Annotated in this window: 13 protein-coding genes; 11 read left to right on the top strand and 2 right to left on the bottom strand. The window is 33.5% G+C overall.

The window, feature by feature from the left end:
- Positions 1-78: 78 nt before the first annotated feature.
- Positions 79-1,491 carry a MocR-like pyridoxine biosynthesis transcription factor PdxR gene (pdxR, locus tag ACIDC4_RS12590; RefSeq protein ID WP_412042905.1) on the top strand — a complete coding sequence of 471 codons (1,413 nt, stop codon included), beginning with the start codon at positions 79-81 and terminating at the stop codon, positions 1,489-1,491.
- A 63-nt stretch (positions 1,492-1,554) separates the two neighbouring features.
- Here pdxR and ACIDC4_RS12585 read toward each other — a convergent pair whose 3' ends face one another.
- Positions 1,555-1,818, bottom strand: coding sequence for a DUF2024 family protein (locus ACIDC4_RS12585; protein ID WP_230035478.1), 264 nt, complete (start codon positions 1,816-1,818; stop codon positions 1,555-1,557).
- A gap of 198 nt (positions 1,819-2,016) precedes the next feature.
- Here ACIDC4_RS12585 and ACIDC4_RS12580 point away from each other — a divergent pair, with 198 nt between their 5' ends.
- From ACIDC4_RS12580 to ACIDC4_RS12550, 7 genes are all read left to right on the top strand, one after another.
- Positions 2,017-2,748 (top strand): YggS family pyridoxal phosphate-dependent enzyme, encoded by a 732-nt coding sequence (locus tag ACIDC4_RS12580; protein ID WP_412042904.1) that lies wholly within the window; start codon positions 2,017-2,019, stop codon positions 2,746-2,748.
- 30 nt (positions 2,749-2,778) lie between these two features.
- Complete coding sequence (locus ACIDC4_RS12575; protein WP_412042903.1) at positions 2,779-3,492, top strand: AAA family ATPase; 714 nt, start codon at positions 2,779-2,781, stop codon at positions 3,490-3,492.
- A gap of 262 nt (positions 3,493-3,754) precedes the next feature.
- A complete protein-coding gene (locus tag ACIDC4_RS12570; protein WP_412042902.1) occupies positions 3,755-5,362 on the top strand; it encodes a tetratricopeptide repeat protein in 1,608 nt (535 codons plus the stop codon).
- Positions 5,363-5,537: 175 nt separating this feature from the next.
- Positions 5,538-5,675, top strand: coding sequence for a hypothetical protein (locus ACIDC4_RS12565; RefSeq protein ID WP_412042901.1), 138 nt, complete (start codon positions 5,538-5,540; stop codon positions 5,673-5,675).
- A gap of 94 nt (positions 5,676-5,769) precedes the next feature.
- Complete coding sequence (locus tag ACIDC4_RS12560) at positions 5,770-11,904, top strand: M4 family metallopeptidase (protein WP_412042900.1); 6,135 nt, start codon at positions 5,770-5,772, stop codon at positions 11,902-11,904.
- A gap of 65 nt (positions 11,905-11,969) precedes the next feature.
- Entirely contained in the window at positions 11,970-12,608 is a 639-nt protein-coding gene (locus ACIDC4_RS12555; RefSeq protein WP_412042899.1) for a porin family protein, read from the top strand.
- 331 nt (positions 12,609-12,939) lie between these two features.
- The gene (locus ACIDC4_RS12550; RefSeq protein WP_412042898.1) at positions 12,940-13,131 is read left to right on the top strand and encodes a hypothetical protein; all 192 of its coding nucleotides are present in this window, start codon (positions 12,940-12,942) and stop codon (positions 13,129-13,131) included.
- 77 nt (positions 13,132-13,208) lie between these two features.
- Here ACIDC4_RS12550 and ACIDC4_RS12545 read toward each other — a convergent pair whose 3' ends face one another.
- On the bottom strand, positions 13,209-14,027 hold the full coding sequence (locus ACIDC4_RS12545) for a 1-acyl-sn-glycerol-3-phosphate acyltransferase (RefSeq protein WP_412042897.1): 819 nt from the start codon (positions 14,025-14,027) through the stop codon (positions 13,209-13,211).
- 395 nt (positions 14,028-14,422) lie between these two features.
- On the opposite strand from ACIDC4_RS12545, the gene ACIDC4_RS12540 reads away from it, so the two are divergent.
- The 3 genes from ACIDC4_RS12540 (at position 14,423) to ureB (ending at position 15,784) form a co-directional block, all read left to right on the top strand.
- Positions 14,423-14,797, top strand: coding sequence for a hypothetical protein (locus ACIDC4_RS12540; RefSeq protein ID WP_412042896.1), 375 nt, complete (start codon positions 14,423-14,425; stop codon positions 14,795-14,797).
- Positions 14,798-15,101: 304 nt separating this feature from the next.
- Entirely contained in the window at positions 15,102-15,404 is a 303-nt protein-coding gene (ureA, locus tag ACIDC4_RS12535) for an urease subunit gamma (RefSeq protein WP_412042895.1), read from the top strand.
- 11 nt (positions 15,405-15,415) lie between these two features.
- Positions 15,416-15,784: an urease subunit beta gene (gene ureB / locus ACIDC4_RS12530; RefSeq protein ID WP_412042894.1), complete on the top strand. Its 369-nt coding sequence runs from the start codon at positions 15,416-15,418 to the stop codon at positions 15,782-15,784.
- The last annotated feature ends 1 nt before the right edge of the window (position 15,785 follow it).

The following is a 15,785-nucleotide window of genomic DNA, read 5'->3' as shown; positions in this document are numbered from 1 at the left end:
GATTTCATTTGCTTGACAAAAATATCTTAACTTTGGTCTATCAGTATAATGCTATTTTATCATAAATAACTAGTCCAGATGTTACGACCTTGGTCTTTAGAAATTCAGTTAGACAAAAAATCGAATACGGCACTTTATCTGCAAATTGCCGATGCAATTATCAATGCGATAAAATCAGGTAAATTATCGAGTGGCAATGCCTTGCCCGGAAGCAGGCAATTGGCAGGTTTACTTCATGTAAACCGCAATACTGTAATTGAAGCCCTCGATGTATTGATCGCCGAAGGCTGGCTGATTACAATGGATCGAAAAGGAACATTCGTAGCCGATATATTACCCGAAATTGGCCTTGAAAAAAAACAGCAACAAAAAGCGAATACTAATGAGGACGAGGTAAAACCATATCTTATTTTTGATGATGGTCTGCCCGACAGCCGCCTTGCTCCTATGACAGATTTGGCGCGTGCGTACAGAGAAATATTCAACAGGAAATCGCGTTGGCAAATTATGGGCTACAGTAATGAATTTGGGAATACTGAGTTCAGAAAAGCAATTGCCCAAATGCTTAATTTTAAAAGAGGAATGAATATTTCTCCTGATCAAATTTGCATTACGCGCGGCAGCCAAATGGCGATGTATCTTGCGGCGCATTCCTTATTCTCGAAAGGAGATTATATTATGATCGAAAATCCGGGTTATCAGCCGGCTTGGAAAGCATTTGAAAATGCCGGTGCAGCTTTGCTTCCGGTAAGCATTACTTCTGATGGTTTGAATTTGGATGAAGTCGAAGAATACCTCAAAAAATACAACTCTATAAAAGCCATATATGTTACGCCACATCACCAGTTTCCGACTACAGTAACAATGAGCCTTAAAAAAAGATTAAAGCTTATCGAATTATCCAATCAATACGGTTTTACCATTATTGAAGACGATTATGATCATGAATTTCATTTTGGTCAGCGTCCTATTTTACCCATTTCGAGTTACGAAAGTGCCCGAAACTTTATTTACATTGGCACTTTAAGTAAAATTGTGGCTCCGGCGTTGCGTATTGGTTATTTGGTAAGTACTCCTGAAAGGATTGAGAAAGTAGGTGAACATCGAAAAATAATCGATGTGCAAGGTGATAATATTATGGAAGAAGCGGTATTGCATCTTATCAATGAAGGCATCATCAAAAGACACCTCAAAAAAACGAACCTGATTTATAAAGCAAAGAGAGATTATTTTGAAAGTCTTTGTCAGCAACATCTCAAAGACAAAATTACGTTCTCTAAACCAGAAGGAGGTTTGGCCTTTTGGATTGTTCCAAAATCAGAAATTGACATCGCATTTGTCTGCCAGCAATTATTAGCTAAAGGCATTAAGATTATGAATCCTGAGAATTTTAGTTTTACAAATTCTGCCTCCGGATTTAGATTGGGTTATGCGTCGCTGACAGAACAACAAATGGAACAAGGAATTATAGCTCTTTCAGAATACCTATAAAAAAACTGAAAGCTAAAATACTTTCAGTCTATAAATTCTTCAATTCTATTTTTGCAAGAATAATTAATTGCAATTTTCCATTTCGATAATAGAAAAACCATTTTCACGAATTTGGTTTTCTACTTCTTGAGGAGCTTTATCTATATGACAAAACCTGCATTCTTTTGAAGTTAAAGGCTGACCTTCTTGCGAAACGGTTTTTAAATAACTTTTACCAAATTCAAAAATCTCATTTTCATCATTTGTATTCTCGTCTACCAGAATATCAAAATGCATAATTTTTCCGTCTTTTCGGGTTACATAAGTATCCCATACTGCTACTTTCATATTATATACTATTAAATAATTGATGTTTTTAATAGAACAAATTTACGCTGGTTATCTAGCAGCGACATAATCCAGTTTTTTCATTTATTATACATTACTGGTCTGGTTGTAATTTAAAAAACAAAGTAAAAACTGGACTACTTTAAATACCAAAAACTGGATCGCAACTTTGGGTCGGGCAAGTCTTAATTTTGCCACATGAAAGAGATGATACTATCCAATTTAAAAGAGGTTCACGATCGAATCGAAGCTGCCTGTAAACTTTCGGGAAGAAATCCGTTAGAGGTACAATTATTATTGGCGACTAAAACTGTTCCTGCTGATAAAATCAGGATTGCGATCGAGGCTGGTGAAACCTTAATTGGCGAAAACAAAATGCAGGAATTACGGGATAAAGATCCTGGTTTAAAATCATTAAATATAGAACGTCATTTTATTGGTCATCTTCAAACCAACAAAATAAAAGATGTACTGAAATATGTTTCATGCATACAGTCTCTGGACCGACTGAATCTAGCACAGGAACTCGACAAACAATTGCAAAAGGAAGGAAGAAATCTGGATGTTTTTATACAAGTGAATACTTCATTCGAAGAAAGCAAATTTGGACTTAAGCATGATGAGGTCATCTCTTTTATTCGTGAAATAAAACAATACGAGACTTTAAAAATAAAAGGCCTGATGACGATTGGTTTATTAGATGTCGAAAAAGAAAAAATGCAGCCTTCTTTACGATTACTGCGAGAAATCAGGGATGGAATTTATGAGGCAAAAATAGAAGGAATAAGCGAATTAAAACTTTCTATGGGAATGTCTCAGGATCTGGAACTGGCTATTGCCGAAGGATCAAATCTGGTGAGAATTGGGACTTCGATCTTTGGCAACCGCTTTTTGGGAAAAGAAATATGGAATGAAAATATTGCAGAATAAAATCTAATTTTGCACCAAATAAAAATTCAGATGAATCTATACGAACTTACCGTAAACGATACCGAAAAAATAGCTTTAGCCGATTTACTTTTTAGTGAAGAAAATAAAGCTGCCTTAAATCAAACCATCAAAGAGCATCAATATCTTGAAGAATTAAAAAAGTACAATCTTAAAGTAGATAACAAAATATTACTTCACGGTCATTCCGGCTGCGGTAAAACGACAACGGCAAAAGCCATTGCAACTGCTTTGAACAAAAATATTGTAATCATCAATTTGAGTACGTTAATCAATGCCCGAATTGGTGAAACTTCAAAAAATGTAAAAACGATATTCGATAAAGCAATTAGAGAAAAGGCCGTATTATTTTTAGACGAATTCGATCAGATTGGTAAAAGCCGGGATAGCGATGACAAGGACGTTGGCGAAATGAGACGTCTGGTAAACACTATTATTCAGTTGATTGATTATTTTCCAACGGATAGTTTGCTAATTTGCGCTACCAATCATTACCATACTATTGACACCGCTTTGTTGCGACGATTTCAATTGCGTTTACAATTCGAAATGCCAAGCGAAAGAGAGTTAGATCTTTATTACGATAAATTACTAAGCAGCTTCCCTACCCATTTACAAGATATTCCGCGTAAATATGCTATCTCTTATGCTGAGGCTAAAGATTACGTTCATACTATAATGAAAAAGCAAATTATTGCAGAGCTGGAAGTTCAGAAGTTGTTGTAAAAAATTTAAAAACATATAAATCTTAAGTCTGCAAAATCAAATTGGTTCTGCAGGCTTTTTTTTGAACTTTTAACCAGCTCATTAACTGCTTATAGATTAAACAAAATTAGTATCGTTATTATATTTTTAGTTGAATTGAATACTATTCGAAAGAAAAAAGCAGACAAAACAACACAAAATGAAATTTATCGTTTAAAGACTATTCTGATCCTTTATATTTTGTTTAATTTTGAAATTCTTCCTTATATTTTTTTAAAGCACAATGACACGATTATTTTCCATTTTATTTCTTATACTTTCTTTTACAATTCATTCGCAGTCAACAAAAGAAATGATTGACAGTTTGAATGGTATAAACGATCATCAGAAAAAAGTAGAACTGTGTCGGAAAATTGCCTTAAATCTTCAAAAATCGGATTGGGACAGGGCATTAAAATACATCGAATTAGCCGAAACGGAAGCAAAAAAAGCAAATGAATCTGAAGTTACTTTGGCTCAGGTTTATATTACGGCAGGTAAAATGTATGCATCAAAAGATGTTTTAGATATTGCTTTACAATATTATTTGAAAGCGTATGATATTTATAAAAGCAACGGTAATCTTGAGGAAATAGCCAAATTAGAAAACAATCTGGCTATTATTTATGCCGTAGGAAATAACAAAGAAAAAGCACTAAAATTTTTCCTGAATGTTTATCGCTATCAACAATCCAAAAATGACTCCGTTAAACTTGTAAAGATTTTAAACAATATTGGTACTTTATATCTCAATACAAAATTAGATTCTTCTTTGTATTATTATCAAAAGGCCTATTCTATAAATAAGACCATAAAAGACAACGCTTTAAAGGTTAATGTCTGTACCAATTTAGCAAGGGCTTATGCATTAAAAAAAGACAATACAAATGCTGATTTTTATTTTGACAAGGCTTTTTCTTTATTAAACAATCAGGTTGATAATTTAGGTCAGGCTTTCGTTTATGAATCTTTCTCTGAATATAAACTTAAAGAAAAAAAGTACGATGAGGTAATTGTAAATGCAAAAAAGGCATTAGAATTACGTAAAGAAAATGTTTATACCTATTCAGGTCTAAACCTCAACAAAATACTTTATCAGGTATATGTTAGCAAGGAAGATTATAAAAATGCAGTGTCTTATTTTCAAAAATACAATACCATCAACGATAGTATACATGTCGAAGAAAAAGCTGTAAATATTGAGAGAATAAAACTTGAGCAGGATTATAAAGTTCGTACCCAGATCAAAACACTTATTGAGCAAAAAAGGCTGTTCAAGTATTTTGTGGTTGGTTTAATACTGGTTGTAGGCATATTGATTTTAATTATTTTATTGATAAAATACCGCAACAGAAATATCAAAAACCAACTCGAACAAGAGAAGTTAAAATCGAATATGAAAGCCCTGAACGAAAGCCTCGAAGCCAAGAAAAAGGTACTCATAGGAAAAGCAATGGCAGAAATACATCGTACAGATAGTATTAATGAAATCCTGACTGATCTTAAACAAATTAAACTCAAAACGGTTAATAAAGAGATGCAGCAAGCTATTGATATAGTCTTAAAGCGTCTTGAAAAAAATCTGAATACGGATATCTGGAAAGAATTTGAAATAAGCTTTGAGCAGGTTCATAAATCTTTCTTTGATAAACTAACGGTCGATTATCCTTCTCTTACTCCAAAAGACCGCAGATTATGTGCGCTCTTATATTTGGATTTAACCACAAAAGAAATTTCACAAATTACAGGGCAATCTTTCAAATCTATAGAAAATGCCCGAACAAGACTTCGCAAAAAGTTCGATTTAACGAATGAGAAGGTAAATCTTTCCACTTATCTCAATACCATTTAGTTCACAAATCCCTTAATTTAAATTTAAACTAATCACCTGTTTTAGTTTACGTTATGTTATTTTGAGTGTTTTTTGGGTGATCCTTTTTCGCCTGAGAGTGTTTTTGTAATAGTCCTTTTTTTCCAAAACAGATGGCTCCATTCTACATTTACCCAATCGATGTAAATACGCCGGAATGAACGCAAAGAAAAAAAAAGAACCTTCTAAAAGTTTAGACCAACTTTTAGAAGAAGTAAAAACAAAAAAGAAAACCCTTTTGAAAATTCTTGAAAAAATAACAAAAGACAATTCTAAAGATCAATCCCAAAATTGATTTCCGGAAACCGTTTCTATGGTTTACTATGAACTATAAAAACAGCATGGTTATTAACTAAGCAAACTGTAATATTAATTTTAAATTTAAAAGAATGAACCAAATTTACTTCAAGACCAAGTATTTGTTTGTGTTGTTAGGATTCTTTGCCTGTTCCGTAGGAATGGCTCAGTCACCGTTGCAAAACAAACCACAAGGGAACCTGAAAACGGCATTAGGACCGTCAGTCAAGAGCCAGACAAAAGAACAGGTTTCTAAGAAAAACAGTGACCCTAATTTTGGTCAGACCAATGATACCAATAATCTCTTTACGCAACAAGAGGAAAAGATAGGCGGTAAAGAACTTTCTCAGGAAGAAAGTGATGCAATTAAAAAGCAATTAAAAGAAAGCGAAAAATTATTTGGGCTAAAACTAAATAATACCATTGAGAAAACAAATCCGCAGGATTCTGTGAGTACAAAAGTGAAGTCTTTTGCTAAATCTGCCAATCTAACGGCTAAAAATATATTCGAAGTAAAAAAAACCGATTTTGATTTGTCGACTTCAGACAAAATGCAGTTAAAATCAATCTCTGATAATCATGGCAGAACGCTTGCCACTTATCAGCAATTGCATAATTCTGTTCCTGTCGAAGGCGCAATTTATAAGGTTAGAGAAAATAAAACCAAGATTGATGCTTTTGGTTTCACGGCCAAGAAATTGTCTGTAAGCAACAATTATAAAATAAATGCTGCAACAGCTTTAGACATTGCACTAAAAAAGGTAAATGCCAAACAATATATTTGGGAGAGTAAAAAATTAGGTGCCATAGTTAGTAAAGATATTAGCACTAAACCGCAGGGGGAGCTGGTTTATGTTGGGCCTAATTTTTCTTCTGAATTAAAAGATTATTACCTGGCCTGGAAATTTGATATTTATGCCACTAATCCGCAAACGAGTCAGACAATTTATGTCGATGCAAATTCGGGAAAAATAATTTTGACTATCGATCTTAGCCGAGATGCCAATTTTGAAGGTCAAAGTATTGGTAGAGGTAAATCGCGTTATGCCGGTGAAGTTAATTTTAACACCAAACAATATGCTGACGGATACCGATTAGAAGGATTACAAGGTAAATACAATGTACCCATGTATACCTGGAATATGAATCATGCAGATCAGGCTTCAGACGAAGTAATCACAGAATTTATTGATGAAGATAATATCTGGAATGAGCTGCATAATAAAGATCATGATGAGGTTGCTTTGGATATTCATTGGGGTATGCAAAAAACCATTGAATATTATGGTGAAAGATTTAACCGAAATAGTATCGATGATAAAGGAATGAACATTATTGGTCTGGCGCATTTAGGTACTAATGTAGAAAATGCTTCCTGGACTGGTGGCTGGGCACAATTTGGAGATGGTTTTGAAACTCCTTATGTTGGTTTAGGAATTACGGCACACGAATTAACTCACGGTGTAACGCGTTTTACAGCTGGTTTAATTTATCAGGGAGAATCTGGTGCTATGAATGAATCTTTTAGCGACATTTTTGGTGTGGCGGTTGAATTTTATGTTGGAAAAGACAAAAAAGAAGACATCTGGATGCTGGGCAATGAATTGTACAGCCACGGAAGTATGAGAAATATGTCGAACCCAAAAGCGCAAGGTCAACCCAGTACTTACGGAGGAGTAAATTGGATCAATCCTGCAAACGTAAGCTATGATAACGGTGGTGTGCATATCAATAGCGGAATCACAAATTACTGGTTTTATCTTTTAAGCGAAGGTGGAAAGGGCATAAACGACCTTAATAATAGTTACGATGTAAAAGCTATTGGTCTTGCCAAGGTAGAAAAACTAGCCTATATAACACTTACAGAATATTTATCTCCTTCATCCAACTTTAGCGATATGCGTCAGGCAACTTTAATGGTTGCAGAAGACCTTTACGGATTAGGTTCTGAAGAGTACAAACAAATTACCAATGCCTGGTATGCTATTGGCGTTGGAGCGGCGTATGCAGATAACCAAATCTCAATTGTATCAATTGAAAAACCTTCTGTTACCTGTGGAGCTTTAACAGGAAAGGAACCTTTTTATATTAAAATTAAAAATACAGGAACTACTGTAATCAAAGCAAATGAAAACCTAAACTATAAGCTAAGATTATTGCTGGCTGGTTTTGGTGGTAAGTTTAATGCCACTTATACCAATGATGGCGCAATTAGCTTTACTAAAGATTTGGGAATAGGCGAAGAAACGACTGTAAAAATTCAGGATAATATTCCTTACAGAATAAGTTCAACTGCAGTAAATTATGTAGAGGTTAAACTTGATATTAAACCTATTACAGAATTTGGTACAAAAGACGGAGTTTCTTTTATTGCTAGTTTAATTAATACTCCTGCACAAAAAGATTTCGATCTTAAATTGGTCAAATTAAATCTTCCGGAGTATTCTGGCGACGTTTTATCAGCAGATTCCCCATTAGCCATGACAATTTTTAATTTGGGCTGTCAGGATATACCAGCAGGATCTCAGTTAAAAGTAGGATATAAAAATACCCTTCCGGGAAGCGAGACTATCTGGAAAGATATTACATTGGATACTGCTTTTAAAGGAAACTCAGAAATGACAATTCCTTTAGGAAATATCGATTTATCTGCAGTTGGTTTGCATGATTATGAAGCTTTTGTAACCTACAGTCAGGATCCGGTAACAACCAATAACAGCATTATAAATTCAGTTTATAGTGGTGTAATAACTCAATTTCCATATTATCAGGATTTCGAAGGAACACCTGGAGGCTGGTACTCAAAATCATTAGTTACCAATCAAAAATTTGTATGGCAGCAAACTACTGCAATTTCATTTAGAGATACAAAATCAAAATATTTGTGGGGTACCGTACTATTTGAAGATACCGAAAGAATACCAATAAATGCTGATTTCACATTAGAATCGCCAATATTTGATTTTACCAATGTTAAATCTCCATATGTAGAGTTTGATATGATCTATTTGTTCACTAACGGATATGACGGACTAATTGTCGAATATTCTGAAGATAGTCAGAACTGGAAAAAAGTGGATGACATCAATTATCCACAAACTTTACACTACAATGATTTATTATCCGGACCTTGGTTTACCGGTGCCAATAATAACTCATCTATGAAACCGTGGATAATGAATTTAAATGCCCTTGCAGGTAAAAAAGCTGCTATTCGCTTTCGCGTAGTAATGAGTGAGTACAAAAGCAACTATATAGGAGCTTTTATTGATAATATTCGCGTAAGCAATGCCCCTTATGATCTTGAAGTTTTAGATGCAAAATTAGATGCAGGAACTTGTACAATCAACAATGATAATATGGCATTTAGTACTAAGATTATTAACAATTTTCCAACCAATAAGGAGCAGGTAAATGTTACGGTTAAAATTTTGGATAAGGCGAAAAATGAAGTGTATTCGAAAATAGAAAAAGTAACATTAGACTTTAAAAAATACAGAGATACGCTAACTTATTCTATCCCGAATATTAATTTAAAAAGCATTGGCGAGAATACCGTTACGGTTTCAGTTTTTCCTGATGATGTGGCTCAGGATGTTAAACCGGAAAATAATTCGCTAACATTTGGTTTCGATAACTGGAACAATGAAGATATGAAAGTATCTGTGCTTCCTTATACAATGGATTTTGAAGATGCTTCTCAATACAAAGGATGGAGAACTTCTGAAAATAGTAATAGTGGAGGATGGAAATACGGAACAAGTGCTGAATTGGGTTCTCCGGGTTGGTTCCTGGAAGGGCACGATCACTTTATGGCCAGTAACGATGACAAATGCAATTGCGATTCATCGAACGATATGTTAATTTCTCCTGTATTCGATTTAAGCAATTACAAAGAAGCCCATTTATCATTTGATGGTTTTGGAGACGGTCAAAGACTTTCTGACGGATATGTAAAAGTAAGTACAGACGGAGGTAAAACCTGGGAGCAGGTATTTAAAATGTCTTACATTACAAACTGGATCGAATATCATGTAGATTTAACACCATATGCAGGAAAACCTTGTGTTCTTGTAGCTTTTGTGCACGATGATAACGGACTTTTTGCGAATGGTTTTGCAGTAGATAATATCAAAATAAAGGAGACTCCTGATTATTTGCAGCCTTCTAATCTAAGTGTAGCCGAAAAGGTTTATGAAGATGCCTCTTCACACGAATTTTTTATTAGTGCAAAGAATATATCCTATAAAACAGTAAATAAAGTTTCTATTGAATATCAAATTAGCCAAAACGGTACTGCTGTTGGGCAACCAATTGTATTAGAACGAAATGGTCCTTTACTTCGCTACCAAACTCTTGTTTATAAAATAGATGGTATTCCGAATCTTGCAGTAGGAAATTATGATATTAGCGTAAACCTAATGGCAGATGGAGAACTAAAAACGAAGTCTGAAAGTCTGAAAGGAACTTTTCAGGTTATTGAAAAAGCACCACAATTAACTATCGAAACTTTTTCAAATGTTCCTGAAGGTTTACTATTTGGATCAAAAGGATTTGTTTCAAGCCAAAGTGATAGAACTTTCCCTTGGGGAGTTGTGGTTACTCCAGATAACAAATACTTAGGTATTCCTGTTAAAGATCATACAAGAGATGTTTCTGCAAAGATGCTTTACCATCCCTTAGAAAATGGTTTAAACTATGGCGAATTAATCATGCCTCTACAAAAGCTGTCTGATAATGCAACTGCTATGGAGTTTTATTATGCAATCGACAGTAATGCCGGTAATGATCTTAGTTTAGATATTAAAACATTAGGAGGCGATTGGATTGAAGTATGGAAAATCAAAAATAATGGAAATCATTCAGACAAAGAATGGCAAAAGGGAGTAGTTAATTTGAACAAATATAGCGGGAAATCTATCATGCTAAGATTTAGACATTCTTTAGTAGACGGCTATTCTTATATGGTTTTAGATGATCTAAAAGTAATTAATGAAGCTGTTCTGGATGTATCTCTACAAATATTGTCACCAAAAGATATCTGCGGTGGTTCCGAATTTAAAGTGAAGCTTACTAACGAAGGACAAATTGCAATTGCACCAAAGGCGATTCAGTTAGATTTAGCTTATATGAACACACTTGAAAATATTTCAGAGGTTGTTGATGCGGGAATTCCAGTTGGTGAAAGTATTGAATATGTTTTCAAAAAACAGCCAAAATTAGATACAAGTGGTGATTCTCATCTGTTTAATGTGAATGCGAAATTAGAGAATGATTTGATTCCGATGAACAACGAAATAAAAAACTATCTGTATCAGGGAGTATCGTCAGATTTTAAAATATTTGACAATCCCGTAATTTATGGATATGCTGGTAAAGCTTTATACGTTGATGCTCAAACGAATATTACGGGCAAGAAAATAAAAGCTGATTCGTACAAATGGAGTACCGGTGAAGTTTCAAATGCTATCGAAATTACCAAAGCAGGAGATTACACTGTAACATTAGTAACAGAAGACGGTTGTACACTGACAGAAACGATAACAGCAAAATTTGACAGTTTCGAATCAGATTTAGCAAGCGGAGATCTTTGTGGTCCTGAAGTTGTGTTGAATCCAGGAAATTACAATGCTTACGAATGGTTTGATGGTTCAACAGAACCAACTCACACAGTAACCGAAAGTGGTAATTATTTTGTAACGGTTTACAATGAAAACGGAATTGGTACAACTTTTAGCACTACCATTTCTATTCTTGAAAACAATATTGTACCGGAAATTCAGGTTACAGGGGATAAAAAACTAACCTCTAATGTTGAAGCAGCATCTTATCAATGGTTTTTAAATGAAAGACCAATACCAAATGCAACCGAAAAATCGATCATTACTTTCTGGGAAGGAAATTACAGCCTTCAGGTAACTAATGGTAACGGATGTAATAGTTTGTCGAAACCGTTTGACTCAAAAGGTATGCTTTTAGGAAAAATAACAAATCCTTTTAGAGTGTTCCCTAACCCTGCTGTTGATAATGTAAATATTTTTCTTGGAGATAACCTTCAAGGAGAAACACAAATCAACATTTACGCTATGGATGGTAAAACAGTATTTACAAAAACGTACACCAATGTGCCATCAAACATCAATGTAAGTACATTAACTCCTGGAGTTTACATTTTAGACTGTATGATACAAGGTAAAAAATATTCAGCCAAGATTATTAAAAAGTAACTCAATTACTGATAGAACGGTAGCTCTCTTTTGAGAGTTACCATTCTTAAAAACAACTAAAAGCTATGAAAAAATATACGCTAATACTATGCACATTATGGTTAGGTGCTACTTGTATGGCTCAAAATCAAAAAGTTAAACTGGGTGTAAAAGCAGGTTTAAATATTTCGAGCCTTACTTTTGATGAAAGTCAATTGAACTCATCAAGCAAAACAGGATTTACGGCGGGATTTATGGTCGACATTCCTATGGCGAAAAACTTTTCGATTCAACCTGAATTATTGTACAGCGAGCAAGGAGTAAAAAGTTCTTTTTCGGATTCGGATGTAACCAATTCTAATTACAACGGAACCATTAAACTAAACTACTTAAACATTCCTGTAATGCTAAAATATTATGTAGTAAAAGGACTAAGCCTGCAAGCAGGACCTCAAATAGGAATACTTTTAAAAGCAAACAATAAATATCAGGATAACTTTTTAGGCTATGACCATCATGAGAGTTTTGATCTTAAGAAGTATTCAAGCAGTATTGATACTTCTGTAAATCTTGGATTGGGTTATCAGTTTAAAGATAAATTTTACGCAGACGCAAGATATAATATTTCGTATTCGAATGTTTTCAAAGAAAGCGACGTAGATTATTTCATTACTAATGATATGAAGAATCGGGTTTTTCAACTAACAATTGGCTATTTTTTTTAATTGAATTATTGTTTTTTGAAGGTACCAGGAATTTTCAAAAATTATGCTTTTTCCTATTTTTAAAGCATACTTTACGGGATTACTGAAAAACTTTAAGGAATTAATAGTTAATAATTAGGAGTGGAAATTAAGTTTTTCACTCCTTTTTTTGTTTTGAATTTAAATGATTTTTGTAAAATTAAAATTCCCCCTGAAAAAGTATTTTTATATTATTTCTTATATTCGCTAAAATAAATCAGTCATTTTAAGCAAGTTAACATCAGATTTAAATTGATTTAATAAAATAATTGTAAAAGAAATATAATTGACATACTTATAAAACATTAAAAAAATGGAAAATAAAAAATCAATCTCATTTACCTTGTTGGTGGTGGCAATCATTTTGGGCGTAACATTGTTTAAGCAATTCGACTTTAAAAATCTAAAATTTGAGCAGCCAGCGTTGGCAGTTATATACATAATTGTCTTTGTATGCTCTATTTATTTTTTGGTAAAAAAGCCGAAAAAAAGCTCTGAAAAATAAAATACTAATTCAGATGTAAATCTTGTGAAATAAACCCCTTTATAGAAGTTTAAACTTCTACTTAAATATTCAATTAATTAATTGTGTAATTGATTTTTAAGAGCGTACAATTTATTTCTAAGATTTTTCAACAATAAAGGATCCGAAGCTTTGCTGCTTACCTCTGTCAAAAATATGGCTTTCCCAATAGTCATCTTTAATGCATGCCCTTGTTTATTAAATAGCTCAGAAATTAGTTTTGAAGTCTGCAACATAGGATGAATTGATTTTAGCATACTAAAGAAAAGACCATTATTTCCATGGAAATAGATTGGAAGAATAGGCACGTTTGCTTTCGAGATTACCTTCCCTACTACAGGATGCCACTCCGGATCTGTGATTTCACTGGTCTTAAAATTATAAGATGAAACTTCTCCGGCAGGAAAAATAGCAACAGGAGTACCTTCGCTCAATGCTTTGAGTGTCATTTTTAATCCCGTAATGCTTGCAGAATTTTGTACGTTTTCGAATGGATTCACCGCAATAATACATTTTGCCAGATTCGGAATTTCCTTTAATAAAAAATTGCCCATATACATCGTATCAGGACGTCTTTTGGCAATTGTACTTAATAAAGCTAAGGATTCGATACCGCCGTAAGGATGATTTGCAATCACAATAAAAGCTCCTTCACTAGGGATATTCAGTAATTCTGCACCATCAAATTGTACCTTGACACCAATTCTTGTTAAAACATAATCTGCAAAATCTGCGCCTTCGAGATTACCTCCCTCTTTTACAATGGTATTCAAATTATTAATCTTCATTACTTTCATTAAATAAGAAGATAATCCGGGAATTGGAATTTTAGAAAGGCCAGCCGCTTCTGAAAATTTTTCTTTGGATATCAATGTCATATGCTATAGCTATTAAGGTTGAGTGTAAAAACTAATAAAAACCCTAAAAGGAATTGGCACTAGTAATGATTATTATTTATTAAGGAAAATTGGTTTATTTATAACTTCAGGATTGCAACAAGAATTTTAATTTATGAAAAGAAAAACCATTCGATAATCTACCTATTCTTTATTGCGATCGCGGTAAAGATACTCGATTTTATATGCGAACATAGAATATGGAAATAAAACAACTATAAAAACCACAAATTTTAAAAGTAGCTTAACATTAAACGATTTTAAATATTTAAGCTTAACAATATCAATGGTATTATTTTGTCCCGATTTTGAATATTTTAAATGATCTTTTTGATAGTGACAAAAACATCTATCAGTATACCTTTACATTTATGATAATGAAAGTAAAAAAAGGATCAATTGGGCGTTATGCCATCTTCTTTTTCACAATTTTTTGTGGTGCTTTCTTTATGCTTAAAAGTGAAAATCATCAGTTATTAAAAAATAATAGCGGTACATATTCACAAAAAACAGATAACCAAATTTCGAATTCTGTTTTTAATGTATTCGACATTCAGGAAGGACTTGCGATAGATGACGATTTGAATCAACCATTATTGGACATTCATTTATTATTTGAAGAATGGAGTGCTTCTACTTTAAATCTTCATTTTTATTCTGCGCAGTCGGTTACTATAACCACTCATAATTATTCGTATATCACTTTACCCCGATATATTTTATTTCATTCCCTACGAATTCCCACTTGTTAACTTCTTTGTAGACTTTCATTTATAAGTTTGTAATTACGGCTAAAACTTAAATTTTGTTTTTGCTAAAAGCAAGTTATTGAGTTTCTTTCCACCGTCAGCGTTTTTACGGTTAATACTCTAAATTAATGCTGTCAAAATCAAAAGCCTATTATTGGTATTACTCTATTGATTCTTATTGACAGATATCAAACTATAAATGAATCTTTTACAGATTAAATATTCACTTTTCAGACATTCATTGTATCTTTTTTTAATTTTTAACAAGATAAATAATACAATAAATTTAATTTAAATAAAAATAATTATGCACTTAACACCAAGAGAAATTGAGAAGCTCATGTTGCACACAGCAGGAGAGCTTGCTCTAAAAAGAAAGGCCAGAGGTCTAAAATTGAATTATCCTGAAGCAGTGGCTTTAATTAGTCATTTTTTACTGGAAGGCGCAAGAGATGGCAAAAGAGTTGCCGAGCTCATGCAAGAAGGAGCTCAGATCCTAACAAAAGATGATGTAATGCCGGGAGTCGCTGACATGATTCACGATGTCCAGATTGAAGCTACTTTTCCTGATGGAACCAAGTTAGTAACCGTACATGATCCAATCCGTTAATCCCAATTATTATGACACCAGGAGAAATTTTTGTAAAAGAAGGCACAATCATCTGCAATGAAGGCAGAGAGACTGTAAAAATAAAAGTCACCAATACAGGAGACCGCCCTATTCAGGTGGGTTCTCATTTTCACTTTTTTGAAGTGAATAAAGCGATGAGTTTTAATCGTGAAAAGGCTTTTGGAAAAAGACTAAACATTGTTGCCAGTACGGCCGTTCGTTTTGAACCGGGAGAGGAAAAAGAAGTGATACTTGTAGCAATTGGCGGAAGCAAAAAAGCAATGGGCTTTAATAATCTTGTTGACGGATTGACAGATTCTGATACTACGAAAAAAGAAAGTTTAGCTAAAGCGAATCAATTAAATTTTAAAAATTCATAAC

It is taken from the genome of Flavobacterium sp. C3NV (genome assembly GCF_046825355.2).
Taxonomy (GTDB): domain Bacteria; phylum Bacteroidota; class Bacteroidia; order Flavobacteriales; family Flavobacteriaceae; genus Flavobacterium.
Note: the sequence above shows the minus strand (reverse complement) of the source record. Positions and strands in the feature narration are given on the sequence as shown.